The following is a 25,432-nucleotide window of genomic DNA, read 5'->3' on the forward strand; positions in this document are numbered from 1 at the left end:
TATATCAACCGAATTTGACAAAGAGCCAAAATAAAAAGAAGGCAAGTGTCCTGTTTAGGTGCACTTGCCTTTTCTTATGTCTTGTATTAATTGAAGACCATACCGCCATCAATAATTAAAGCTTGGCCAGTCATATAATCACTATCTGGTCCTGCAAGATAAGATACACATGCTGCAACATCTGAAGGTTCTGATAAACGTTTTAATGCGATATTTTTAGAGAATTGTTCCATACCCCATTCATATGGTTTACCTGCTTCATCAGCTGTTTTTTGTGCGATATCTTCCATCATCGGTGTTTTAACGATACCTGGGCAATACGCATTCACAGTAATACCTTTATCAGCTAAGTCACGTGCTGCAGTTTGTGTAATACCACGGATTGCGAATTTAGTTGCGCCATATAATGCAAGTCCTGGGTTTCCGACTTGTCCTGCTTGAGAAGAAGCGTTAATAATTTTACCACCGTGACCAAATGATTCAAAAGCTTCAACCGCTGCTTGAATGCCCCAGAAAATTGCGCCGACGTTTACATCGAAAACTTTGCGATATTGATCATACGTAATTGTATCAAGTGGTGTTTGTGGTCCTAATCCAGCGTTATTAACAATCACATTGAAATCTCCGAAGTGATCTTTCACTGTATTGACTGCTTGGAAGACTTGATCACGATCTGATACATCTACTTTAACCGCAAGCGCTTCATAACCTTCATCACGTAAGCTTTGTGCAACCGCTTCTGCAGTTGTTTCATTAAAATCTGCCACACCTACTTTAAACCCGTCTTTTGCGAGTCTGCGACAAATTGCTTCTCCGATACCTTGTCCGCCGCCTGTCACCATTGCTACTTTGCCTTTTACTTCTGCCATGTTGTTCGACTCTCCTTGTTGTTTCATATATTATTGTACACTTCTATTTTAATTCAATTTCAGAATAATCGCAAAACTTAACCGTGATAATAGCCACCAAAAAAGCACACACAATTTAAGGTTTGTGTGTGCTCGGGATATTAAATAATTTGTTTGTCTTCTAAATAGTTTAGAATCTGCTGAACCGCTTCTTCCACAGAAGTTGTCTCTGTATCCACGACAATTTCCGCATGTTCTGGCGCTTCATATGGCGCATCAATACCAGTAAAGTTCTTAATTTCTCCTGCACGTGCTTTTTTATACAACTGTTTCGGGTCACGCTGCTCACACGTTTCAACACTGGCTTTCGCATATACCTCGATAAATTCGCCATCTTCTAAAATTTCACGGACACGATCACGATCTTCACGATAAGGTGAGATGAACGCCGTTAATGTAATCAGTCCTGCATCTGCTAATAATTTACTGACTTCACCGATACGACGGATATTTTCTTTACGGTCTTCTGGACTGAAACCGAGGTTATTATTTAAACCATGACGGATATTATCTCCATCTAAACGATACGCATGAATACGACGTTCGAATAATGCTTTTTCTAAAGCAACACTGATGGTAGACTTACCTGAACCGGATAAACCAGTAAACCACAGGACTACACTCTTATGGCCATTTTGAGCTTGACGTTCTGTTTTCGTTACTTCTGAATCATGCCATGTAATGTTTTGAGATTTTGTCATCGTTACGCCTCCTCATTTTGTTCTCTATGTCTGCGTAAACCGCGAATTAACACTTCAGCGACTTCAGGACGTGAGAATTCTTTCGGTAAAGATTCTCCATTACGTAATTTTTCACGGACTTTTGTCCCGCTTAAATGCACATGATGTTCTGCACCATGCGGGCACGTTTTCGCTGTCGCCATATTACCGCACTTCGTGCAATAGAAAGCATGTTCAAATTTTAAAATATGAATACCCAACTCTTCTTGATATTTCGTAATCAACTCTTGCGCTTCATATGTACCATAATAGTCACCTACACCTGCATGGTCACGTCCTACAATGAAATGTGTACAACCATAGTTTTGGCGCACAATCGCATGTAAAATCGCTTCACGCGGTCCTGCATAACGCATCGCAGCTGGATAAATCGCTAAGCGTGCACGATCTTCTGGATAATAGTGTTTTAAAATCACTTGGTAACTTTCCATACGAACATCCGCTGGGATATCATCAGACTTTGTTTCGCCTACTAATGGATTCAATAAGAGACCATCAACTGTTTCTAACGCACTTTTTTGGATATACTCATGCGCACGATGTACTGGGTTACGTGTTTGGAAACCTACGACTGTTTTCCAGCCCAAATCATGAAACATTTGACGTACTTCAATCGGATCTAATTCAAATTCTTCAAACTCACTATGGTCTGGACGATTTACTAATTGAATCGGGCCTGCTAGATACACATTACCTTTGTCATATACTTTTTTGACGCCTGGATGAGCTTCTTCTGTCGTTCCATAAACATTTTGTGCTTCTTTTTCTTTATCATACGTATATTTTTCTTCTAAAGTTAAGACACCGTATAACTGTTGATCTTCTCCATAAAGCGCAATCTGTTCTCCAATTTCATATTGGTCCGCTTCTGCTTCATTAACTGGTAAAGTAATTGGAATACTCCATAACGTTCCATCTGCAAGATGTAAGTTTTCAACGACGTTTTGATAGTCCGCTTCTCCCATAAATCCTGTTAATGGACTGAAACCGCCAATTGCGATTAATTCTAAGTCGGATAAACTCCATGCGTTTAACGTTAATGTTTTAAAAGCAGCTGCTGCTTCAATTAATGCTTCACGTTCTGCTCCTTCAAGTTGACGATTAATTAACTTCCCACCATGCGGTGTGTTTGTATGTTCTAAAATTTGTGTTGTTGTAGCCATTTAACTCATCTCCTCTTATTGTTTTACTCTTCCTACTTTATTTGCTTCTTTTTTGTGAAAAAAGTTCGATAATTTACCTTCTTTGCGCAAAATGACAAATAATAATGCAAACCAACCGATAACCACTGCGATTCTTACGAAAGCAATCGCTTCACCTGGTGCACCAAATGCGTTCAACAAAGTATTGCTGTTGGTAAAGATAATCAAACCGCCGACAAAAATGCCTAAGACATTTACTGGGATAATCTTAACGAGCCATGCCGCAAATGGTGCAGCCGCAACGCCGCCGACACTTAATGCCAGAACCAATCCCCAATTAATTAAATGAAGGGGTAAGAAAATCAAGAAACTGATAGACGCTGCAATCGTTACGAAAAACTCACTGATAGATACACTGCCGATAACATGACGAACATTGATATCACGACGTGCAAGTAACGCAGAAGTATTGACTGGTCCCCAGCCGCCTCCACCGATAGCTGTTAAAAATCCAGCAGTCGCACCAAGCGGAAACATAAATTTATTACTCAACTCTGACCCTCTTGTCAGCTTTTTAGTTTGTCCGCGTTTAAACGCAAATTGAACTAAAATATAAATACCGATGGTAATCAGGAACAAAGCAACGACAGGCTTAACTAAACCTGCATGCAGATGGCTGACTGCCGCTGCACCAATGAAAGCTGCCATCGATCCCGGCACCGCTAATTTCAGTATTAAACGCTTATCTGCGTTAGAGAATGACATGTGCGAAACACCTGATGCTGCTGTTGTCGCAATTTCAGAAAAATGGATTGTCGCTGATACAATGGCTGGTGCTAAACCAAGCGATAACAAAATCGATGATGATGTTACGCCGAAGCCCATGCCGAGGGAACCATCAACCAATTGTGCAAAAAACCCTACGAAGGCAATAATTAATAGTTTTTTCATTGTCTTTGCTCCTTTCTTTCAATAATCAAGTTTTGATTGTTAGAATTTTCATATTATTTATGTTGTGTAGTACAAGACGATACTATTCTTATCAGTTTACAAGGAATTAAAGTTAAAAAAATGAACTAAATTTGTCTTGCTTGCCGGTATGACACATTTATTGATGCGCTGCTGCTTGGGCTGAAACAGATTCAAACCAGCTGATTTTCTCACGTAATTGTACGACTTCACCGATTACAATCATCGATGGATTTTTAAAATCTTTTGCGACATCAACAATGGTTTCTAAAGTACCGACTGCAGTTTGTTGAACTCCGCTTGTTCCTTGATAAACCAATGCGGCAGGTGTATCTTTCGGTCTGCCATGTTGCACTAACAAGCGACAGATTTCAGGCAACCTGCTGACCCCCATGTAAATACACAGTGTTTCAGGACCTAATGCTAAATGTTTCCAATAATCTTCTTTTAACGTTTTCTCTTTATTAACACCTGTCACAAATGCGACAGAAGAACTATAGTCTCGATGTGTAACTGGGATACCTGCATAAGCAGGTGCGGCGATACCTGAGGTAATACCAGGTACAATTTCAAAAGCGATGTGATGTTCTGCCAGAACTTCCGCTTCTTCTCCACCTCTACCGAACAAGAAAGGATCTCCGCCTTTTAATCTTGTTACAGTAAGACCTTTACGTGCGAAACTCACCATTAATGCATTGATTTCTACTTGAGGAATTGATAAACCACTCGGGTCTTTCCCACAATAAATCAATCTTGTATTCGGCTTTGCGTATTGCAATAAGGCCTTATTAACGAGGCGATCATATAGAATCACATTGGCTTGTTCTATAGCTTTGACACCTTTTACTGTGATTAAATCCGGATCTCCGGGACCTGCGCCTACGATATATACTTTTCCCATTCGATCACCTCTTTGTTTTATTTAAATAGATGTTGAGCATTACTGGAGAAAGGACGTATCCAAGTGCGTAGATACGTCACTTTCTGAGGTAATGCTTACTGCTTATCTGAAGTCACGACCATCTGTAACTTTTTCTACAATACCTTTACGTACTACAAAGTCACCGAAGTGTTCCCCTGTTTCACGCTCTTTACTGTATTGTTCTAAAATTGGACGTAAGCTTTCTAAAATTTCCGCTTCTCCGATATTTTCTTTATATAATTTATTCAAACGTTCACCGATAAAGCTACCGCCTAAATAGAAATTATATTTACCAGGTGCTTTACCAATAAAAGCAATTTCAGCTAATGCAGGACGTGCACAGCCGTTCGGACAACCTGTCATACGAATCGTAATTTCTTCTTCTCGTAAACCAAATTCATCTAAAATGTCTTCAATTTTAGTCACTAAAGAAGGTAAATAACGTTCTGACTCTGCCATCGCAAGCCCGCAAGTCGGAAAGGCCACACAAGCCATAGAGTTACGACGTAAACCACTGTAATTTTTGCCGTCTGTTAAACCATACTCTTCGATAATCGCATCAATAGCGGCTTTATCTTCTTTCTCAACATTCGCAAAAATCAGGTTTTGGTTCGGTGTCATGCGAATTTCACCTTTATGTGTTTGCGCTAATTTCTTAATCGCTGTTTTCAACTTAAAGTCTTCTGTATCTTTAATACGACCATTTTGAATGAATAATGTATAGTGATACTTACCTGAACCTTCAACCCAACCTAAACGGTCACCGTTACTGTCAAATTCAAATGGTTTCGCATCTTCGATTTCCCAACCTAAACGACAATTTAATTCTTCACGAATCCAATCCACGCCTTTACGTTCCACTGTATATTTGAAACGCGCTTGTTGACGGTCTGCACGGTCACCGAAATCACGTTGAATCGTTAAGATTTTCTCACAAACTTCCGGTGCTGTTTCTTTAGGAATATAACCTAATACTTTACCGACTTGAGGATGTGTTCTTAAATCATCATGCTTACTGCCCATACCACCTCCGACAGTTACTGTGAAGCCGGTTAATTCATCATTTTCAACGATACCGATTAAGCCGATGTCTTGTGAATAGACATCAATATCGTTAGAAGGTGGTAACGCAATACCGATTTTAAATTTACGCGGCAAGTATGTTTTACCGTACATTGGTTCATGATCTTCTTGTTTAGAATCGATGATTTTTTCACCGTCTAACCAAATTTCATGGTACGCTGTTGTCTTCGGTAATAAGTGTCCGCTGATTTTATCCGCATAATCATTTATTTCACTATACACATCAGATTGGTAGGGATTAGGGTTGCACATGACATTACGATTGACGTCACCGCACGCTGCGATTGAATCAAGTACAGCTGCGTTAATCGCTTGCATTGATTTTTTTAAGTTGCGTTTTAAAATCCCATGATACTGTACGGTTTGACGTGTGGTTAAACGAATTTGTTCACCTGCATAATCATCTGCCAATTGATCTAACTTCAACCATTGATCCGTGGAAACACGGCCTCCAGGGATACGTACGCGAATCATAAATGCGTAAAGAGGTTCTAATTTTTGTTTGCGTCGTTCTTGACGTAAGTCACGGTCATCTTGCATATAGCTGCCGTGGAATTTTAATAACTTGGTATCATCATCAGCGATTGCACCAGTCACAGGGTCTTTTAAACCCTGTGCAATGGTACCGCGCAAATAATTGCTTTCGCCTTTATTACGTTCTAAATCATCTAAGCCTTTATATAAATCATTGTTATTCTCAGCCATAATTTGCCTCCTCAAAAATTAATACACGTCACGTTGATAGCGTTTTTCTTTTTTCAATTCTGATAGGTACTCTTCTGATTCTTCTTCAGATAAGCCGCCTTCTTTTTCCAATACATGAATGATGGCTTGATGTACATCTTTCGCCATGTGTTTTTCATCGCCGCAGACATAAATTGCTGCGCCATTTCTTAACCATTCATAAAATTCTGCACTGTTTTCATCGATTAAATGCTGAACATAACGTTTTTCTTCTTGATCACGTGAAAAGGCTAAATCTACTTTTTCTAACACACCGCTCTTCAACCAATCTTGAATTTCGGTTTGGTATAAGAAGTCTGTTGTAAAGTGTGGGTTACCAAAGAACAACCATGTGTTGCCTGTTAAATCCAATTCTTCTCGTTCTTGTAAGACACTGCGGAATGGAGCGATACCTGTACCTGGTCCAATCATGATGACTGGTGTGTTCTCATCGAATGGGAATTTAAAGTTAGGATTTTTCTTCAAGTATACTTTTAATTTATCGCCCGGCTCTACACGTTCTGCGAGTTGTACACTGCAGACACCTGAGCGTTTACGATTATGTGCTTCATAACGTACTGCACATACTGTAATGTGTACTTCATCTTCATTTGCTTTATGACTGCTTGAAATAGAGTAACTGCGTGCAGGAATTTTTCTTAAGACTTGATGTAATTGGTTCGGTTGTAGTGACTCTGTAGGGAAATCATTCAATAAGTCTATTAAGTCACGACCATAGATATAATCTTTCACCCATTCACTATCAGAGGCTCTATCTAATAAGTCTTCATTATCAAAGAGCTGTGCTGCACTTTCGATTAATGGTTTCGTTAATTTTGTGATTTCAAAGTATGACGTCAATGCTTCTTCTAGCGACATTTTGTCACCTTGTGTATTCACAGTAATATCTTTTTCTGCCACCCAATCTTGCATATCGATAATTTCATCCACAAGTTCTGGATCATTTTCAGGTAAGATATTAATGGAATCGCCTGGTGCGTAGTCATCGCCATAACCTTCTAATGATAATTCAAGGTGGCGAACTTCTTTATCAGAACCACGACCAGTTAAATTAATATTTTCTAAGACTTCTGCTTCGTAAGGAAATGTTCTTGAGTAAATGGGTCCAGAAGCATCTTCAACAGGTGCATCTTGTGCCTCTTGAACCACTTGCTTTACTTCTTGATCACCTAACTCATTAATAATGTTTTCAATCCATTCATTAGCGAGTTCTTCGAAGTCAATATCACAATCGACACGCGGTAAAATACGGTCAGCGCCTAACTCTTCTAAGCGTGCATCAAAGTCTTTACCTGTTTGACAGAAGAACTCATAAGATTGGTCACCTAAAGCAAGTACTGAGAAGCGTGCGCCTTCTAATTTAGGTGCTTTACGTCCGTATAAGAATTCATAGAAAGATAATGCGTTATCCGGTGGATCGCCTTCACCGTGTGTTGACGTTACGATAAGTAGGTCTTCAACATTTTTTAAATCTTTCGTTTTATATTGGTCCATTTCAGTTAATGTGGCATCAAAATCGTTTTCTTTTAATTTACTTTCGAGTAATTCTGCCACCCACTGTGCGTTACCAGATTCAGAACCAAATAATACAGTGACTTTGCGTGGTTCTACAGCTTGTTGTTGCGCTGGTGCTGCTGGCGCCTGCGTTGCTGCTGCACTAGAAGCAGGTGCTTGTGTTGCTGTGCCATCTTGGAGATGTGCCGTTAAATAACCGCTAAGCCAGAGCTTCTGGTCATTTGATAATGTTGATAACGCTTGATTAATGAGTTGTGCCTGTTCATCGTTGAACGGACTATTTGTTGCTGATAAATTCAAGTGTCTTCCCCCATATGATAGATTTTATCCTTAGTTTTTTAGTAGGAATTGAAACTAAAAAAATATCTACACTTAATTCAAGTATAGTCATTGTGCTTTCAAAATTCCAACATATCCACTAGGAATTATATACAAAAAAATTAATTGTAACTTTCAAATTAAGATTTACGTCCGATGTGCAAACCACATTCAGTTTTCATGTTGTTTTGCCATCTGCCTTCTCTAGAGTCGCCGCCTTCAAAAACAGGTGAAGTACATGGTGCACATCCGATGCTTGGATAGTTCTGATCATGTAAAGCATTATAAGGTAAATCATTCGATTTAATATAATCCCATACACCATCCCAAGTCCAATGGATTAACGGACAAACTTTAATAGATTCAAAACGGTCGTCTTTATTCACAAAGTTTGTGTTGCGTCTTGTTGGAGATTGTTCACGTCTCAATCCTGATACCCAAGCTGTTTGGCCAGTTAATACTTCTTCAAGCGGTTTAACTTTACGGATATAACAACATTGGTTTGGATCTCTACGCCAAAGATTACCGCCGTATTCTTGAGCTTGTTGATCAAGTGTTAAATCTGGCTTCTTCATAACAATGTTCAATTTAGGATATTTTGCTTTAACACGGTCGATTAAATCGTACGTTTCATCGAAATGGAGACCCGTGTCTAAAAAGACGATACGTGCGTCTGGTTTCACTTGCGAAATTAAGTTAATCAGAACGATGCCCTCTGCTCCGAAACTGCAAGCATATACAATTTCATCTCCGTAAGTATCATATGCCCATTTCAGAACATGATACGCACCTTTTGTTTCATCTGAAACATCTAATGATTCAAAAGGGTCTGAGGTGAAGTCTGTATAAGTAATTTTAGAAGTCAATAAAATACTCTCCCCTCATAGTATATAGATATAGCACCCTACAATTCAAATTGATACAATGATATTCGAATTGTCAGAAAATAATTATGTATTGAATCTTACCGTTTTCTCTATCCCCTGTCAACAATATTTATAATAATTTCACAAACTTAATAACCTTCTAGCAATATACGTTATTTTATACTATTCACAACCGATTTCTTTAAAATATTTAATGATACTTTAACGCATTACCACGTTATCCAAACAAAAAGAAGAAGAGATTTTCATCCCTTCTTCTTACTTTACAACCTGCACAAAATCTCGATTTGCGGTGATAAAATAACCCGCTTTTGTTTTTAAGCGCGGTGTCCCTTTAGAAGAACACACAATTTTATCTATTTCTATCGTGTCATTTAACTTCGGTTGGAATTCTGCTTCAGTTTTAAAGTTACGTTCTTCATAACCTTTACACTTTTTAATGACTTGAATCGTGATTGGCCAGTCTACAATATAATGTTCAGACAGATCACTGTCTAACTGTTCGACAAACTTTTTATTCGCAGTAATCACGTTCCCATCCTCTAATACTAATCGCGGTGTCCCTTTTTTAGAATACTGTATCTCTGATACATTAAACACCTCACCGACTTCCATAGATTGAGCTTGTTCTTGTGTAAATTCAGTATCACCATACACTTTAAACTTCTTAGTCGCCCATACTTCCCCTGGATTTTCAGCATAATACTTTGTAGTATCCACCTCATTAGGTTCAGCTGATGATGCTTGTTCTTGTTGTGTTGAAACGTATTCTACTTTCTGACCTTGACGTTTTAAAGCATGATTTTCCATAATGCTTGGCAACATCATGTGTACTAAAAATGGTTTGTAGTGATCATAAATAACTTGCAGATTAAAATCGAAATCTACGTTTAATGTATCTGAAGGTATCCAGAGTTGATTGTCTTGCTGCTCAAACATTACTTTCTGCGTAACGGATTCATCAGAAAGCTTCACCAAATGCACTGCGTCGACTTCTGTTGAATCCTCTTTATATAGCGTAATAACCTCATAGAAGTGATTATCTTTAAGATGTGTACCGCTATAGACCGCATAGAAGGGTTCGTATAAGGGTTCAACGGTGTGCAAGTCTTCCGGCAAATGATAATATACTAATCCGTCTGCAATATAATGTGGCGCTCGTATACCTTCGCTTAATAAAGTAATCAACGCTTCTACTTTTTCTTTATCGCTATTTAATAAGCATTCACATACTTTTTCATATTTCGGTTCAGTCAAGTAATCTTTAATATCTAAGTCATGTTGGTCTAAAGTTGAAACTAACTGATCAAAAGCTTCATAGAATTTATTTTTCTCTGCGCTTTTTAAGAAGCGACGATTCATGAATAAGCGTGATAAATAATCCATTTCTACTATTCGACTGATCGCATGTTTGCGTGCAGTCTCCGGGATGTCTAAATCTAATAACTGCTTTAACACTTCTAAATTAAAAGCTGTTTTTTCAAAAATATCTGTTTCACTGACCAATGATTGATTCGCACCATATCGATTCACATGATAGACCACGATATTATTCATAGCGGCTGTTTTAGCGTGCGCAATTACTTCAGTAAAGAATAACTTATCTTCTCCGTATTTCATCGGTTCAAAATAAAGATGATGATCTTGAATCACTGATTGTTTTATTATTTTTCCAGGTGGACCGACGGCACGAAAGATTTTATCAATTTCGTAAGGCACAAGTCCTTCTTCTTTTGTATAAGCACTAAAGCGCGCAATTTGGCTCACAGACTGGTCCTTATGTTTTAAACTTTGACCGAACACTATATCGCTCTCTGTAGTTAAAGCTTGGTCAAGCAACTTCGGAAAACCTTCTGTATCTAACCAGTCATCTGCATCTAAGAACGTAATATAAGTGCCTTCAGCCGCTTCCACCCCTACATTTCTCGGCTTAGCTGGACTGCCGCTGTTTGCTTCTAACTCTATAACACGCATGTAATCACGCGTTTGTTCAAACTGTTTTAATTGTTCCAATGAGTCATCTGTTGAAACATCATCAACAAAGATGGCTTCTATCTCATCATGATTCAACTTTAACTCATCAATAGATGATACACATTGTTGTAAAAACTGAGATTTATTATATACAGGAACAATAATCGATAATGCCTTAGACATAACATTCCCCCCTTGGATGTTGTCTCTCATATGTGTAGTTATGTTTACCTATATACCCCTCAGTCAAAAAACTGAACATAAAAAAACACAGCAACCCTATAGAGATTACTGTGTTCTATCGCTTATATCTTTATTAATGATGTGCTACAAATGCCTGATATGACTCTACATTTTGAATGTCTTGTTGAACTGCGTTAATCGCATTCACTAATTCAAAGTCTGGTGCTGTTTGGTTTAATACAGCTTGTGCTTGCGCAACAGTTTGTTTTAGCTGTGCTTCATCTTGATTCATTGAAAGATGACTTTCAGTTAATAAATGGTTTGCCTTTACAATTAGGTTTTGTAGTTCTGCTTTTTTACTTAAGATGTCGGCACTGCCTTTTTCAGTTTGCAAATGCAATTGAAATACCTCATTATAGATAGCTGAAAGTTGATTAATTGCTGTCACAACTTGTGAATCATTATTAGATTTTTGTTGTTTCTTAGCAAAATAAATCGCTTGGTTTAATTTATTCTGGTAGAATGTTGCACCTGATTCTTTCGCCATGTCTTTATAATAGTGACTCGCGTTCAATAAGTTTTTCAAGTTTTCTTTAGGTTGTACGCTGTAATCACGAAATTCGTGTGCGCCGAATTGGGCAGCTTCTGCTTGATATGAAAATACATGTGTACCTGCTGATCCAAGTAATACACTTGCGAGGCCTGTCAGTAAAAATTGTTTAAAATTCATCGTTGTTGTCTCCTTTAATTTACATGCTTTTATTATAAAACAGACATACACTACAATTGAATTAACTAATTATTAACTATAAATTATTTTTTACATATTTTTTAGACACTAGCTGTTCACTTTTAACGAGTATCATTCAATAACACAACTCTAGGAGGATTAAGATGACCCCAAAACATATTGTTTCCGCTTCATGTGTGGTCACAAATGATGAGAATAAAATACTTTTAATCAAAAGTCCTTTGCGTGGCTGGGAAATTCCTGGCGGGCAAATTGAAAATGGCGAAACCATTCGAGAGGGTGTCATTCGTGAAGTGAAAGAAGAAGCCGGCGTCACCATCAAATGCACGACATACTGTGGTGTCTTTCAAAATACTGAACACAGTATCATCAATCATTTATTTAAAGGAATCTACATTGACGGCACACTTACGACTAGCGATGAAAGTTTGGAAGTTGGATTCTTTACTTATGAAGAAGTCATGCAAAAGGTCACTTGGGGGAACTTCACAGAACGCATTCGTTTATGTTTAACAGAAGACGAACAACCCTTCTTAGTATCCTTTTGATATAGAGATACTATAGAATTAATCATAAAACTCAAATACATGTCATTCATAAACTTTACAAAATCCATACATCACCTTTACGCATTTCGAAATATAATGAAGACTAACGCAAAATCTATAAGTTGATGCTAATTTATATAAGGAGTTGCCTATGTCTCATTATTTCACCATTTTTATTGTAGCTTTAAAACTTGGTTTGATGTCCTTTGGTGGACCTACAGCGCATTTAGGTTATTTTTATGATGAATATGTGAAGAAAAGAAAATGGTTGGATGAAAGAGAGTACTCTGACTTAGTCGCGTTATGCCAATTTCTTCCAGGCCCTGCCAGCAGTCAAGTCGGTATCGGTATAGGTACCATCAGAGGTGGTGTATTCGGTGGTATTCTCGCATTTCTAGGATTCACTATGCCTTCAGTGATTGTTTTAATGTTATTTTCAACTTTATTTGTGAAGGGGGATACACACTTTACTTGGATGCAAGGATTGAAACTTGTTGCTGTCGCAATTGTGGCACAAGCAATTATTGGTATGGGCAAAAAATTAACCAATACGAAAACAACCATCGCATTGGCTATGTTTGTGTTAGCACTCTCATTATTGATCAATAGTATTTATATTCAAGTGGTTGCGCTGGCTATAACTGGCTTATATGGTGTCTTATTCCTTAAACCTACATCAACGCCAGACGCTGATTCTAAAGCGTTCTATTTACCTAAAAGATTAGGGATTATCTCTTTATCGTTATTTGTTTCTTTGCTTGTTGTATTGCCTATCTTAAGCGCAACCACTCAAAATATATGGATTAAAATGTTCGACAGTTTCTATCGTTCTGGTTCACTTGTTTTTGGTGGCGGCCACGTCGTGTTGCCACTGTTAGAAAAGGAGTTTGTACCGCAAGGATTGATTTCTTCTGATCAGTTCATTACAGGTTATGCGGCAGCACAAGCTGTGCCTGGTCCATTATTCACTTTTGCGTCTTATATCGGCACAAATATCGGAGGCGTAATAGGAGGGTTGCTTGCGACATTCGCAATCTTTTTACCTGCCTTTTTACTGTTGTTTGGTGTCTTGCCATTTTGGGATAGTTTTAAGTCCAACCTTTATGCCAGAGGCTTTTTGAAAGGGATCAGCGCAGGTGTGGTTGGTATTTTAATCTCGGCTTTCTACCAACCTATTTGGACTTCTACGGTTAAACAACCTTTAGATTTCACATTCGCAACGATATTATTTGTCTTATTAGCTTATTTCAAACTACCTTCATGGGCAATCGTACTCATTGGAATTGGAATAGGTGTATTGTTCTATTAAAGCTTAATAGTTCGTGTCATTTTTGGCACTAAAAAAACAACACACATCAGGTATGTCCCTTTAGTGTGTTGTTTCTTTATTTCTATGCTTCATTCACTGTTGGATTAGCTTTGTTTTCTATGATTTTAGATTTATAACCCGTCACTTCACTGTTACGGATTGGATAGTTTCTAAATACATATGACATTACCCAACCGACAATGAAACAAATTGCAGCTGCGATGGCTGCGTATTTTAATACGTCGAGTGCTGGGTTGAAACCAAACATAACGAGAATACCTGGTGTCGGTGCTGCTGTACCTGGCGCATCATTGACTAACCCCGAGTAAGCAATGACCATACCAGCTAGTCCTCCACCGATAAAGTTCGTCACATAGATTGGCACTGGGTTAGAAGACACTAAGTCTGCTTTTGACAGTGGCTCAATCGCAATAGAAATAACTGATTTCAAGTTACCGATTTTCAAACGATGTAGTAACGTTGTATTCATAAAGCTAGACGCAAACGCTGTTAACGCCGCAACTGCCATTGGTACACCTGTTAAGCCTAACATTGCTGTTAATGCCATAGAACTTAGTGGTGATGTTCCAACAACTGTCACAATACCACCAAGAATCAGACCCATCAGCAATGGACTTGTATTCATCGCCACATCGATAATACCGCCGATTTTCAATAATGAACCATCGACTAGTGGCGTGAACCAAACCCCTAACAATCGTCCAACTGGAATACAGAATAATACTACGATAATAAAGTCCATACCGTTTGTAATTTTCTTTTCAATAAAGCGAATCACAAACGACATCAGATAAGCCGCAAACAATGCAGGAATCAGCCCGATTTCCGCAAATGCGACCGCAAGCAACGCTGAGTTTTGTGGATTGATCTTTCTCGATAATGCGACTAGGAATGCGACAATGACCCCACTCAATGTCCCAGCTAGACTACCCGTTTCCTTTAAAAACTTAATATCGAAAATATCTCCCAATACAAACCCTTGCAGCGCCTCAACTAAGAATGTTGCAATTGCTGCTGTTGCTAAAGCCCCCATGACTGCACGCCCATCTGGCGCATAATACGTGAACACAGTGAAAAATACTAAAATAAGTAACAATAAACCTGTACCGATTAATATATCTATTTTGCACAGCCCCTTTTTACATGTGTTCATTCAAGCTTATACCTTTTAGCGCACGAAAGCAAATGTTATTTTCATTATAGTATGAATTTTCTAATAATTTTTATAAAGTACTTATTCACGAAATTTCAAAACAACTCGCTAATCCTAGTTATTAACTACGATTTAAAATTTCCAACTTACAACTCAACGACTATTTTATAATAGTAATTTTTGACTATAACATGACATATAATAATATATTCAATAAATAATAGATGTTTTGGAAATAAACTCGACGCTGATTGTTACTAATGACAGTTTCTTTTTTTCAATTTAAGTTCATTTGGATCACAAAAATCAAAAAACAAAGTGAAAAAATACTGAGAAACAGTAATTACTTTTTCAAGTTCTCTTCGGTTAGGGAAACAACTTAATTTACCGAATTAAAACAAAAGTCACTTCCTTTATATTTTTTCATTATTCTTGTCTTCAAAAAGGTATTTTTACCTTTAATTCCAAGTAAAGTTGATATAGTATAAGTCAAAAGTGTACAATATCCTTAATTTCTAGTAGAGTATAATTTTAGTGTAGAAATAATTACTCTCTTTTGCATAAAACTGGTCCAGTAATTTACCCATCTTTCTTACTTAGTTTAAAAGCTAAATTTATTACGAAGTATATTTAACAATAATATAATTCAATAAATATTACTTGATGCATAACGCCTAAAAACTTAATAAGTCGTTAAGAAGTTAATTCTAAGAAGGAATTTCCTAAAAATGTATGAGATTCAAACTAATGTATAAAATCTAAATCACATATCCACTATGAAGTGTTCAATCTATATAAAACGTCCATCCAATATGACCTACTATACTATGGAGCTTTAATCACTTGATTCTTATTATGGAGTTCATAAAACTTATAAATACAAAACTACATTTAACTAAAAAATATAAATACATGATGAATAAATAGAAAGATTCGTGCAACAAAAACATTTTTTACAGTAATTTTAAAATAAGGACCTTTTGTCCTTTACTCTAAAAATAATCTGATTACTATATCTAAATAAATTAGGAGTTGAACCCATGACTAATTCTGATTTGTTGTCCTTAATTGCTATTATTATATCTGCATTTACACTATTTAAGGTATTATGGCAAGAAAGAAAGCACCTCAACATAGAAATACACGAAGCACTAATATTTAAAAACCCTAAAAAATTTGATATTTTCATCTCTTTTATGAATCTCTCTAAATTACCTATTGGAATAAATAAAATCACTGTATATGACTCAAGAGTTAAAAAATCAATATTTTTTAATAACGAAGTTAAAAACAAGCAAATTTTCAAAGATATAAGTGTTACTGAAATACTTTTCACAGCAGGTTCCAAAAATAATTTTAGTTCTACATTATATAATAATTCTCTTCCAATTAATATTGAACCATACTCAAGTACAAAAGATATAATTCGATTTGATTTTTCAAATGATATCGCAGATGAAGGAATAAATAATTTTAAATTAAATCATAATACGCTTTTTGTAAAAATATCCACTACAAGAGGTGTCTTTTGGAAAAAAATTTCAATGGATAATATTTCCTTTTACGATAAACCCATTGAGTTTTATCAAAAATATAAGCACCACAAAAAATCATCCAACAAAAATATTGATTAAAATATCAACGAATAATTCATACTTCTGTTCTATTTTTAATATACAACATATTCGAGTAATATCTTTTACTAACTTTTCCTAATACCAAGTATATAGTGAGCTTTCACCATCAAGTTAATAATCATGCATTATGTTGATCTAACCTAAAACAGATACTTAAGTTTTACATCTAAGAGGTTTTATTGTTTTATATAACTACTTGCAAACTTAAAATTAATATCATTATCATAGACTATTCTATTAACATGGACTTCTTCATCTACAAAAAAGCCTGAAATTTCCAATTAATATGTCCTTATTTACCTTACCATCAAATAATCTAATATGAGGTCGTCGTTTTACTTCCATGCTGTATCTAGCATGGGAGGAGGTGACATTATATTCAGCATCATATTTGTATCTTTATTGCCCCTATTTAAGCAGGGGTAACAATCACGTTATTTTCCTATTGGCTAAATAATCGTATTAAAAAGCAACGGCATAGCCAATACACCTAAATAGAGCCCGGTAACTACTGCGAATAGTTATCGGGCTCGGTGTTTATCATGTTAGCATCATATTTGTTACCTAAATTATAATATACACATTCACTTTTGAGAATTCGTGTTGATTTTAAAAGTAAAGTATTCTTAAAAAACCCTCTAACCATTGCGGTTAAAGGGTTTTCGTTTTATATATTCAGACTGGTTACTCCCATTCGATTGTGCTTGGTGGCTTAGAAGTAATGTCATAGACTACTCTGTTGACGTGATCTACTTCGTTAACGATACGACTTGAAATCTTTTGTAAGACTTCCCAGTCGATTCGCGCAAAGTCACTTGTCATACCATCAATTGAAGTTACGGCACGGATACCGATTGTATAGTCATACGTACGGTAATCGCCCATTACACCTACTGAACGCATGCCTGGAAGTACTGTGAAGTATTGCCAGATTTCACGCTCTAAACCTTCTTCACGAATCACTTCTCTTAAGATGGCGTCTGATTCGCGGACGATTTCTAATTTTTCTTCAGTAATTTCACCTAGAACACGGATACCAAGTCCTGGACCTGGGAATGGTTGTCTCCAAACTAAGTGTTCAGGAATACCAAGTTCGATACCTAAAGCACGTACTTCGTCTTTGAATAATGTATTGATAGGTTCAATCAATTCAAATTGCATGTCTTCAGGTAATCCACCTACGTTATGGTGAGATTTGATTGTTTGTGCTGTTTTTGTACCTGATTCAATGACGTCAGTGTAAAGCGTACCTTGAGCAAGGAAGTCTACACCTTTTAGTTTTGATGCTTCATCGTCGAAGACATATACGAATTCGTTACCGATGATTTTACGTTTTTGTTCAGGGTCAGACACACCTTTTAATTTATCCATGAAGCGATCTTTCGCATTCACACGGATGATGTTCATGTTGAAACCTTCACCGAATTGTTCCATAACCATGTCGCCTTCGCCTTTACGAAGTAAACCGTGGTCTACGAAGATACAAGTTAATTGATCGCCGATTGCTTTATGCAAGAGCACTGCAACAACTGAAGAGTCTACACCGCCGCTCATTGCGCAAAGCACTTTACGGTCTCCAACTTTTTCACGGATTTTTTCAATTTCGACTTCAATGAAGTTTTCCATTGTCCATTCGCCTGTACAATCACATACACGACGCACAAAATTACGTAAAATGTCATTACCATACTCAGTATGACGCACTTCTGGGTGGAATTGAACACCGTAGATACGACGTTCTTTATCTTCGATTGCTGCGTAAGGCGTGCTTGGACTATCTGCGATAGATTCAAAGCCTTCTGGAATTTCAATCACTTTATCCGAGTGACTCATCCATACTGTTTGTTCTTCTGGTAAACCGAAGAAGATTTCATCAGATTTTGCGTGGATAATTGCTTTACCATATTCACGTTCATTCGCACGCTCAACTTTTCCACCTAATAATTTTGTTGTTAACTGCATACCATAACAAATACCAAGTACAGGTACGCCTAAATTGAAGATTTCAGGATCAATTGTGTAAGAACCTTCTTCATAAACTGAGTTTGGTCCGCCTGATAATATAATACCTTTTGGATTCATATTTTTAATTTCTTCAATTGAAATTTCATGGTCGTGCAACTCACTGTACACACCCATTTCACGAATACGACGTGTAATTAATTGGTTGTATTGGCTACCAAAGTCTAATACAAGAATTAACTCTTGTTCTTTCGCCATTTCCATAAATCAGTTTCTCCTTTTATCTTGAGTAGTTTGGTGATTCTTTTGTGATTTGGATATTGTGTGGGTGGCTTTCTGCTAAACCAGCAGGTCCCATACGTGTAAACATTGCTTCTTCACGTAATTCTTTCAAGTTGTGAGAGCCTGTATAACCCATACCGCTTCTCACGCCGCCCATCAATTGATAGATGTTGTCTTGTAATAAACCTTTATATGCGATACGGCCTTCAATACCTTCTGGAACGTATTTTTTAGGTGTTTTATCTTCTTGGAAGTAACGATCATTTGAACCACTTTCCATTGCACCTAATGAACCCATACCACGGTAAGTTTTATATTGTCTACCTTGGAAGATTTCAGTTTCTCCTGGGCTTTCTTCAGTACCCGCAAGCAAGCTGCCTAACATTACTGCGTGTCCACCAGCTGCTAATGCTTTTACAACATCACCAGAGTATTTGATACCGCCGTCAGCGATAATCGCTTTGCCGTGTTTACGTGCTTCAGTTGCACAGTCATACACTGCAGTAATTTGAGGTACACCTACACCCGCAACAATACGAGTTGTACAAATAGAACCAGGTCCGATACCTACTTTAACAACATCTGCGCCAGCTTCAAATAATGCTTTTGTAGCTTCGCCTGTCGCAACGTTACCAGCGATAACTGTTACTTCTGGATATTTAGCTTTAATGTGTTTAACTTGGTCGATAACACCTTGTGAGTGACCGTGTGCAGTATCGATAACTAATGCATCAACACCTGCTTCAACCAATTTTTCTGCGCGGATGTCAGTATCTTTAGAAATACCGATAGCTGCTGCACATAATAAACGGCCTTGTGCGTCTTTTGCAGCGTTTGGATATTCGTGAACTTTCTCAATATCTTTGATAGTGATAAGCCCTTCTAATTTACCATTTTCAGTTAATGGTAATTTTTCGATTTTGTGTTTTTGTAAGATTTTTTCTGCTTCGTCTAAAGTTGTGCCGACTGGAGCTGTGATTAAGTCTTCTTTTGTCATGACATCTGAAATTCTGATTGAGAAATCTTCAATAAAACGTAAGTCACGGTTTGTGAGAATACCAACGAGGTTGCGGTCTTCTTTATTGTCTACGATCGGTACACCTGAAATGCGGTATTTACCCATTAAGGCTTCAGCTTCATAAACTTTTTCTTCTGGTGTTAAGTAAAATGGATTAGAAATAACACCATTTTCAGAACGTTTAACTTTTTGTACTTCATCAGCTTGATCTTCGATGTTCATGTTTTTATGAACGACACCAAGACCGCCTTGTCTTGCCATAGCAATTGCCATTTTTGACTCAGTTACAGTGTCCATACCAGCTGAGATAACTGGAATTTTCAATTTGATTCTGTCTGATAACTCAACACTTAAATCTACTTCCTTAGGTAATACATCAGACTCCGCTGGAATTAACAGTACATCATCGAACGTCAAAGATTCTTTAGCAAATTTATTTTCCCACATTGAATACAGCCTCCATTATTTGTTTTAATTACATTATTTCACATTTTCTTCGTTTTGTTGATACTTTAAGCCGTTAAAAAAGAAATTAAGTACGATTGCTGAGATAGCACCTAGTACAATTCCATTTTGTGTTAACCAAGCGAATTGTTCGCCCATTGCTTTAAATGCTTCCGGAACAGCACTGATACCTGTTCCTAAACCGACAGCCACAGCAATAACTAACAAGTTATTCTGCTTCTTGAAATCGATACTGCCTAAGATACTGACACCATAAGCCATTACCATACCGAACATCGCGATCATCGCCCCGCCGAGTACAGGTAATGGAATAATATTTGCTAACGCGCCTAACTTTGGAATACAACCGCAAATTAAGAGTAAGATGACCATTCCATAGATGACATTATTCTTTTTCACGCCAGAAAGTGAAACCAAACCGACATTTTGAGAATATGCAGTATATGGAAATGCGTTGAAGATAGAACCAATCACAATCGCAAGCCCTTCCGCAGTGTAACCTTTGCGGTAGTCGTTACGCGTCAAAGTTCTTCCTGTGATTTTACTTAACGCTGTGTATACACCTGTTGATTCAATCAAGCTGACTAATGCGACGATAAAGAATACTAAAATCGCACCGATATCAAACGCAAAGCCTGAAAATCTGAATGGTTTCGGGAACTCGAACCAATGTGCTGTTCCAACTTGATTCAAGTCGACAACACCAAAAGCACCAGCGAGCAAAGTTCCTGCAATCAACCCGATTAAGATTGCAATAGACTTTAAGAAACCATGTGTAAAACGTTGTAAAAGCAAGATAATCAACAACGTTGAAAAACCTAAAATGATATTTTTCATATCACCGTAGTCTTTTGCCCCTTGTCCACCTGCTACATAGTTCATAGCAACCGGCATTAAATTAATCCCGATGATCGTTACCACACTACCTGTTACGACAGGTGGGAAGAATTTAACAACGTATGAAAAGACAGGTGCAATTAAGACCACTAAAATCCCTGATACAAAGAGTGACCCGTATAATACGTCCAAACCTTTGGTCTGGCCGATTAATATCATCGGTGCAACCGCAGTAAAGGTACACCCTAAAACAATCGGTAAACCTGTACCTGTTACTCTATTCGCTTCTAAAAATGTGGCTACCCCACACATGAAGATATCGACTGTTACAAGGTACGCAATTTGTTCTGGTGTGAATTTCAAACTCGTCCCGACGATAATTGGAACAAGTATAGCACCTGCATACATTGCAAGTAAATGTTGTAGACTCAAGATGAAATTCTTCATGCGTTCTCTTCACCTTCACCTACTAAAGTTACTTGGTTGCCTTGAAGCGATGCGACTTGGCAAAGTGAAGAAACTTTCAAGCCAGCTTCTTCTAATCGTTTACGGCCTTGTTGGAAACTTTTCTCCACGACAATACCGATACCGACTGTTTCTGCACCTGCTTGTTCAACTAAACGATTCAAACCAAGTGCCGCATCTCCATTCGCTAAAAAGTCATCGATAATCAATACACGATCATTTTCTCCTAAAAATTCTTCAGAGATAATGACACGATTCGTCTTGTTTTTCGTAAACGAATGAATATCTGTCTGATAAAATCCATCTGCCAAAGTACTTGGCTTAGCCTTCTTCGCAAAGAGACATGGTACTTCAAAACGATATGCTGCCATAATAGCTGGCGCAATGCCTGATGCTTCAACAGTTAAGATTTTAGTGATGCCTTGATCTTTGAACTGTTCATAAAATGTTTCGCCAATGTCATACATTAACACTGCATCAATTTGATGGTTTAAAAACCCATCTACCTTCAAGATTTTTTCGCCAATGACGACGCCGTCTTCTTTAACCTTCTTTTTCAACGCTTCCACGCCAACAAACCTCCTAAATTTGTGTATAAAAAAAATCCCAAACTACTCTATGAGTTTCAGGATCTATGAGTGGCACAGGCAATACACATCATTATCAATATGAAGTTCACTTTGGAGTCAGGAGGTCAATTTAAATCATCTTATATTTATTAGATATAAGACCATTTTTGTTGACGCCTTCTGTGGTTAACGCAAGTTCAACCCCTTCAAGCGTGTTGCCAAAGCAACTTATAAATGACGGTTTGAGAAGCTGTTATTGTTCTCCGCGTTTCAAAACTTAATCGCTCGATGTTTGTGACACTAAAATATAAGTCCCATCTCCCAAATAGTCCTCAACTTATATTATAGAATGAACACGTGTTTACCCGTTTGTTTTGAAAGCACCATTGTGTTGTATTGTATCAGTGACTCATAGTCATGTCGTTAAGGCGACATGGTAGAAACTTCTAAAGCCTAATTCTCTAGATTATATGAGTAAGGTAAATTATTTAATGATAATATCAAATTTCAGGCTTTATTTCAATAACTGAAACTTAATTCATCATATTTCCATAAAATCTAATTGTGCATCGAAGAAAATATGTCCTTCCCTTGATAATAGTGTGAATTTTCTTATATTTATTTGATAGCTTAGCCGTATAATAGTATAATTTAGATGGTTCAATTATATAAAAAAAGGGTATACATTATAACATTAAACATATTTCACAGAGGGGGAGCTTTAACATGGCAAACATTACTGTACTTACATCACAAGACGAAATTTTTGATACTTTAAAACGCAGATTAGATGAGGGGTATACCAAAGACGAGATTTCAGTTATCAGCAAAAACAAATTAAACCTTGGCAGTATAGCAAGCACGGACATGACAGTGCAATCTACAAGCGGAACGTTCAGTGACAGAATTGCTCGCCTTCTAACTGGGGAAGACGGTGAACAAGCAGTCTTATTACAATACGACTTATCAGACACAGAACGTCAAATTCTAAAACGCGAATTACTTAATGGTAATATCGTTGTGCTTGCTGATAAACATGATATCAGCCGAAAAGAGTTCAAAGACGAATACGAAACAAAAAAAGATAAACACGATAAAGAGTATGAAATTTAATTTGCATTCATGATAATCAGCAGCTTAGTCTGCTGATTATTTTTTTATTTACATATAAGCCTAGTGTATCAATATGCTATAATCAAAAGAAAAATAGGAGGGCAGCGCTATGGACTTTAAATTAGTGAAACAAACATCCGATCCATTGTATGAGGCAGCTTTAAATCTCTTTGATAACTATCAATTCGGAAATGTGTCACAAAAACACCATGTATTCAAACAATCACTTGAAAATAAACGCACCCAAAATGATTACGTCTTCTTAGTCGGTTTAGATAACGATGAAGTTGTCAGTTTTGCCACGGGCCACTACGAAGCTACTACAAATGCAGCATTTATTATGTATCTAGTTGCTGTAGACACACCAGAAAGAGAACGTTATTTAACTGAAACATTAGAGAAGCTCCAAGAAGGATTGGATAATCTAGCCAACCGTGTGCATGACCGCGATGTGAATTTCTTTATGATGGAAGCATTACCGATTCCGGATTCTTTAGATGAACCTGATGCAGATCTGCTTATGCAACGTCACCTTTTCTTAAAAGAACATGGTTTTGAAGAACAGAGAGAAATCGATTATATTCGTCCTGCTATAGAGCCAGGCGGCGAACCAATTCCATTGAAATTATTCTTGCACACACGCATTCCGTTGACTAAAGACATTTACGGTACTAGTGTTAAATCTTGTTATATTTTAAAATATGTTTTCGCAAATCACCTTTCACGCAAAACCGTTTATCCGCTACTTGAACAAATGGATCTTCGAAAATCGTGAGAACCCTTGAAATCAAAAGGAAATCGGGTTAAACTAACATAGAGGTTAGACTAACGTTTGTGTGACGTAAGACATACGTCCCACTTAAAATCATAGAGTGAAAGGATATAGATCAGATGCTAACAAAAGAATTCGCCCAACGCGTCGAATTAAGTGAGAAACAAGTACGTAAAATCGTACAACATTTAGAAGAACGCGGTTACCATTTAAAGAAAACAGAATACCGTGGTCGTGAAGCAACTGACTTCCAAGAAGAAGACATCGAGTTATTCAGAGAGATTGCGGATAAAGTTAAGCAAACAAATAGTTACGACTTAGCTTTCGAAGAATTAGAGAAAGAAAATGATTTCTTACAAATTGTTGTTAAAGAGGATGATCAAAATCAACTTCCTAGCGATCAAAACTTCGCAAAATTATTAAGTGACTTACATAACGACATCACTAAGATGCGTGAAGAACGTCAAATGCTAGGCCAAATGATTTCTCAAGTGCACCAACAACAAAAAGATTTACAAACTTTACAACAACAAATGACAGATAAGCTTGATCAACACGAAAAAACACTTAAAGCGATTGAAACAGCACAAAAAGATCAAGCAAAAGCAGTTCAAGATAACACTGAAGCTATGAAATCTCATACTGAAAAAGTTTTAGCACAACCACAACCTACTGTTGAAACTAAAACTGAACCTAAAGCAGAGGAACAAGTGGCTAAGACTGCTGAAGTCAAAGAAACTAAACCTTCAACGGAAAAAGTTAAATCTGAAACAACAGCTTCAGAAGAACAAACTCAAAAAACTACAGAAACACCGCTTTCTGATTATAAAGGTGCCACAGCATCAGCTGAAACTGAACAACCGACACAAACAGAACCAGTTAAATCTGAAAGTACTTCAGAACAACCAGAAGTTGATGCATCTGAAACAACTAAATCAGAAAATGAAACACCTGAGACAGAAGTTCAAGGTACACCAAATTCAACAACACCTGAACCAGAAATACCGATTGACAATCAACATGAACCTACTGTTCCACATCATAAGAAAGAAGAGAAAAAAGGTTTCTTCGCACGTTTATTCGGTATGTAAATCAAACACTATTCAAATCCAATCCGATAATTCGGGTTGGATTTTTTTATTTTG

General features: G+C 37.2%; 21 protein-coding genes and 1 riboswitch. Of the genes, 6 read left to right on the top strand and 15 right to left on the bottom strand.

Translation table 11 applies throughout. From position 1 onward, the window contains the following. Nucleotides 1-86 precede the first annotated feature (86 nt). The 10 genes from HMPREF2937_RS08750 to HMPREF2937_RS08795 form a co-directional block, all read right to left on the bottom strand. Nucleotides 87-869: a (S)-acetoin forming diacetyl reductase gene (locus HMPREF2937_RS08750; RefSeq protein ID WP_057510334.1), complete on the bottom strand. Its 783-nt coding sequence runs from the start codon at nucleotides 867-869 to the stop codon at nucleotides 87-89. A gap of 140 nt (nucleotides 870-1,009) precedes the next feature. Next, the gene (gene cysC / locus HMPREF2937_RS08755; protein ID WP_002480356.1) at nucleotides 1,010-1,609 is read right to left on the bottom strand and encodes an adenylyl-sulfate kinase; all 600 of its coding nucleotides are present in this window, start codon (nucleotides 1,607-1,609) and stop codon (nucleotides 1,010-1,012) included. A gap of 2 nt (nucleotides 1,610-1,611) precedes the next feature. Beyond that, nucleotides 1,612-2,811 (bottom strand): sulfate adenylyltransferase, encoded by a 1,200-nt coding sequence (gene sat, locus HMPREF2937_RS08760; protein ID WP_070848106.1) that lies wholly within the window; start codon nucleotides 2,809-2,811, stop codon nucleotides 1,612-1,614. A gap of 15 nt (nucleotides 2,812-2,826) precedes the next feature. Beyond that, nucleotides 2,827-3,741 (bottom strand): sulfite exporter TauE/SafE family protein, encoded by a 915-nt coding sequence (locus HMPREF2937_RS08765; protein ID WP_060804226.1) that lies wholly within the window; start codon nucleotides 3,739-3,741, stop codon nucleotides 2,827-2,829. 157 nt (nucleotides 3,742-3,898) lie between these two features. Further along, nucleotides 3,899-4,660 (bottom strand): uroporphyrinogen-III C-methyltransferase, encoded by a 762-nt coding sequence (gene cobA, locus HMPREF2937_RS08770; protein ID WP_002480353.1) that lies wholly within the window; start codon nucleotides 4,658-4,660, stop codon nucleotides 3,899-3,901. Nucleotides 4,661-4,762: 102 nt separating this feature from the next. Then, entirely contained in the window at nucleotides 4,763-6,469 is a 1,707-nt protein-coding gene (locus tag HMPREF2937_RS08775; protein WP_070864405.1) for an NADPH-dependent assimilatory sulfite reductase hemoprotein subunit, read from the bottom strand. Between the two features lie 18 nt (nucleotides 6,470-6,487). Beyond that, the gene (locus tag HMPREF2937_RS08780) at nucleotides 6,488-8,323 is read right to left on the bottom strand and encodes an assimilatory sulfite reductase (NADPH) flavoprotein subunit (protein WP_037556148.1); all 1,836 of its coding nucleotides are present in this window, start codon (nucleotides 8,321-8,323) and stop codon (nucleotides 6,488-6,490) included. A gap of 158 nt (nucleotides 8,324-8,481) precedes the next feature. Then, on the bottom strand, nucleotides 8,482-9,207 hold the full coding sequence (locus tag HMPREF2937_RS08785; RefSeq protein WP_070864406.1) for a phosphoadenylyl-sulfate reductase: 726 nt from the start codon (nucleotides 9,205-9,207) through the stop codon (nucleotides 8,482-8,484). Nucleotides 9,208-9,486: 279 nt separating this feature from the next. Continuing rightward, nucleotides 9,487-11,385 (bottom strand): glycosyltransferase family 2 protein, encoded by a 1,899-nt coding sequence (locus tag HMPREF2937_RS08790; protein WP_070864407.1) that lies wholly within the window; start codon nucleotides 11,383-11,385, stop codon nucleotides 9,487-9,489. Between the two features lie 133 nt (nucleotides 11,386-11,518). Beyond that, nucleotides 11,519-12,115 carry a complement inhibitor SCIN family protein gene (locus tag HMPREF2937_RS08795; protein ID WP_070864408.1) on the bottom strand — a complete coding sequence of 199 codons (597 nt, stop codon included), beginning with the start codon at nucleotides 12,113-12,115 and terminating at the stop codon, nucleotides 11,519-11,521. A gap of 164 nt (nucleotides 12,116-12,279) precedes the next feature. Between HMPREF2937_RS08795 and HMPREF2937_RS08800 the strand changes: the two genes are divergently transcribed. After that, nucleotides 12,280-12,684: an NUDIX hydrolase gene (locus HMPREF2937_RS08800; RefSeq protein WP_070864409.1), complete on the top strand. Its 405-nt coding sequence runs from the start codon at nucleotides 12,280-12,282 to the stop codon at nucleotides 12,682-12,684. 151 nt (nucleotides 12,685-12,835) lie between these two features. Next, nucleotides 12,836-13,993: a chromate efflux transporter gene (gene chrA / locus HMPREF2937_RS08805; RefSeq protein WP_070864410.1), complete on the top strand. Its 1,158-nt coding sequence runs from the start codon at nucleotides 12,836-12,838 to the stop codon at nucleotides 13,991-13,993. Between the two features lie 82 nt (nucleotides 13,994-14,075). Here chrA and HMPREF2937_RS08810 read toward each other — a convergent pair whose 3' ends face one another. Next, complete coding sequence (locus HMPREF2937_RS08810) at nucleotides 14,076-15,137, bottom strand: PTS sugar transporter subunit IIC (RefSeq protein ID WP_031262374.1); 1,062 nt, start codon at nucleotides 15,135-15,137, stop codon at nucleotides 14,076-14,078. 1,070 nt (nucleotides 15,138-16,207) lie between these two features. Between HMPREF2937_RS08810 and HMPREF2937_RS08815 the strand changes: the two genes are divergently transcribed. Beyond that, complete coding sequence (locus HMPREF2937_RS08815; RefSeq protein WP_070864411.1) at nucleotides 16,208-16,801, top strand: hypothetical protein; 594 nt, start codon at nucleotides 16,208-16,210, stop codon at nucleotides 16,799-16,801. Nucleotides 16,802-17,488: 687 nt separating this feature from the next. On the opposite strand, the gene guaA is transcribed toward HMPREF2937_RS08815, so the two are convergent. The 4 genes from guaA to xpt are packed head-to-tail and all read right to left on the bottom strand — an operon-like array spanning nucleotide 17,489 to nucleotide 22,402. Then, nucleotides 17,489-19,030, bottom strand: a complete 1,542-nt coding sequence (guaA, locus tag HMPREF2937_RS08820) for a glutamine-hydrolyzing GMP synthase (protein ID WP_002480343.1) — start codon at nucleotides 19,028-19,030, stop codon at nucleotides 17,489-17,491. Nucleotides 19,031-19,046: 16 nt separating this feature from the next. Continuing rightward, nucleotides 19,047-20,513 (bottom strand): IMP dehydrogenase, encoded by a 1,467-nt coding sequence (gene guaB, locus HMPREF2937_RS08825; protein WP_002480342.1) that lies wholly within the window; start codon nucleotides 20,511-20,513, stop codon nucleotides 19,047-19,049. 33 nt (nucleotides 20,514-20,546) lie between these two features. Further along, entirely contained in the window at nucleotides 20,547-21,815 is a 1,269-nt protein-coding gene (pbuX, locus tag HMPREF2937_RS08830; protein ID WP_002480341.1) for a xanthine permease PbuX, read from the bottom strand. Further along, a complete protein-coding gene (gene xpt / locus HMPREF2937_RS08835) occupies nucleotides 21,812-22,402 on the bottom strand; it encodes a xanthine phosphoribosyltransferase (RefSeq protein ID WP_002480340.1) in 591 nt (196 codons plus the stop codon). Before xpt ends, pbuX begins: the two co-directional genes overlap by 4 nt. Nucleotides 22,403-22,794: 392 nt before the next feature. Beyond that, a riboswitch (purine riboswitch) is annotated at nucleotides 22,795-22,896 on the bottom strand. A 232-nt stretch (nucleotides 22,897-23,128) separates the two neighbouring features. Between xpt and HMPREF2937_RS08840 the strand changes: the two genes are divergently transcribed. From HMPREF2937_RS08840 to HMPREF2937_RS08850, 3 genes are all read left to right on the top strand, one after another. Continuing rightward, nucleotides 23,129-23,515, top strand: a complete 387-nt coding sequence (locus HMPREF2937_RS08840; protein WP_002480339.1) for a general stress protein — start codon at nucleotides 23,129-23,131, stop codon at nucleotides 23,513-23,515. A 109-nt stretch (nucleotides 23,516-23,624) separates the two neighbouring features. Next, entirely contained in the window at nucleotides 23,625-24,290 is a 666-nt protein-coding gene (locus HMPREF2937_RS08845; protein ID WP_002480338.1) for a hypothetical protein, read from the top strand. A gap of 116 nt (nucleotides 24,291-24,406) precedes the next feature. Beyond that, nucleotides 24,407-25,378, top strand: a complete 972-nt coding sequence (locus HMPREF2937_RS08850; RefSeq protein WP_070864412.1) for a hypothetical protein — start codon at nucleotides 24,407-24,409, stop codon at nucleotides 25,376-25,378. The last annotated feature ends 54 nt before the right edge of the window (nucleotides 25,379-25,432 follow it).

This window comes from Staphylococcus sp. HMSC061G12, assembly GCF_001838465.1.
In the GTDB taxonomy this organism is placed as follows: domain Bacteria; phylum Bacillota; class Bacilli; order Staphylococcales; family Staphylococcaceae; genus Staphylococcus; species Staphylococcus simulans.

Coding starts and splice junctions, on each gene's coding strand:
- chrA (WP_070864410.1), top strand. CDS start 12,836: ATGTCTCATTATTTCACCATTTTTATTGTAGCTTTAAAACTTGGTTTG.
- guaA (WP_002480343.1), bottom strand. CDS start 19,030: ATGGAAATGGCGAAAGAACAAGAGTTAATTCTTGTATTAGACTTTGGT.
- HMPREF2937_RS08850 (WP_070864412.1), top strand. CDS start 24,407: ATGCTAACAAAAGAATTCGCCCAACGCGTCGAATTAAGTGAGAAACAA.
- HMPREF2937_RS08750 (WP_057510334.1), bottom strand. CDS start 869: ATGGCAGAAGTAAAAGGCAAAGTAGCAATGGTGACAGGCGGCGGACAA.
- HMPREF2937_RS08845 (WP_002480338.1), top strand. CDS start 23,625: ATGGACTTTAAATTAGTGAAACAAACATCCGATCCATTGTATGAGGCA.
- HMPREF2937_RS08790 (WP_070864407.1), bottom strand. CDS start 11,385: ATGTCTAAGGCATTATCGATTATTGTTCCTGTATATAATAAATCTCAG.
- HMPREF2937_RS08815 (WP_070864411.1), top strand. CDS start 16,208: ATGACTAATTCTGATTTGTTGTCCTTAATTGCTATTATTATATCTGCA.
- HMPREF2937_RS08795 (WP_070864408.1), bottom strand. CDS start 12,115: ATGAATTTTAAACAATTTTTACTGACAGGCCTCGCAAGTGTATTACTT.
- pbuX (WP_002480341.1), bottom strand. CDS start 21,815: ATGAAGAATTTCATCTTGAGTCTACAACATTTACTTGCAATGTATGCA.
- HMPREF2937_RS08765 (WP_060804226.1), bottom strand. CDS start 3,741: ATGAAAAAACTATTAATTATTGCCTTCGTAGGGTTTTTTGCACAATTG.
- sat (WP_070848106.1), bottom strand. CDS start 2,811: ATGGCTACAACAACACAAATTTTAGAACATACAAACACACCGCATGGT.
- cysC (WP_002480356.1), bottom strand. CDS start 1,609: ATGACAAAATCTCAAAACATTACATGGCATGATTCAGAAGTAACGAAA.
- HMPREF2937_RS08840 (WP_002480339.1), top strand. CDS start 23,129: ATGGCAAACATTACTGTACTTACATCACAAGACGAAATTTTTGATACT.
- HMPREF2937_RS08775 (WP_070864405.1), bottom strand. CDS start 6,469: ATGGCTGAGAATAACAATGATTTATATAAAGGCTTAGATGATTTAGAA.
- guaB (WP_002480342.1), bottom strand. CDS start 20,513: ATGTGGGAAAATAAATTTGCTAAAGAATCTTTGACGTTCGATGATGTA.
- cobA (WP_002480353.1), bottom strand. CDS start 4,660: ATGGGAAAAGTATATATCGTAGGCGCAGGTCCCGGAGATCCGGATTTA.
- HMPREF2937_RS08800 (WP_070864409.1), top strand. CDS start 12,280: ATGACCCCAAAACATATTGTTTCCGCTTCATGTGTGGTCACAAATGAT.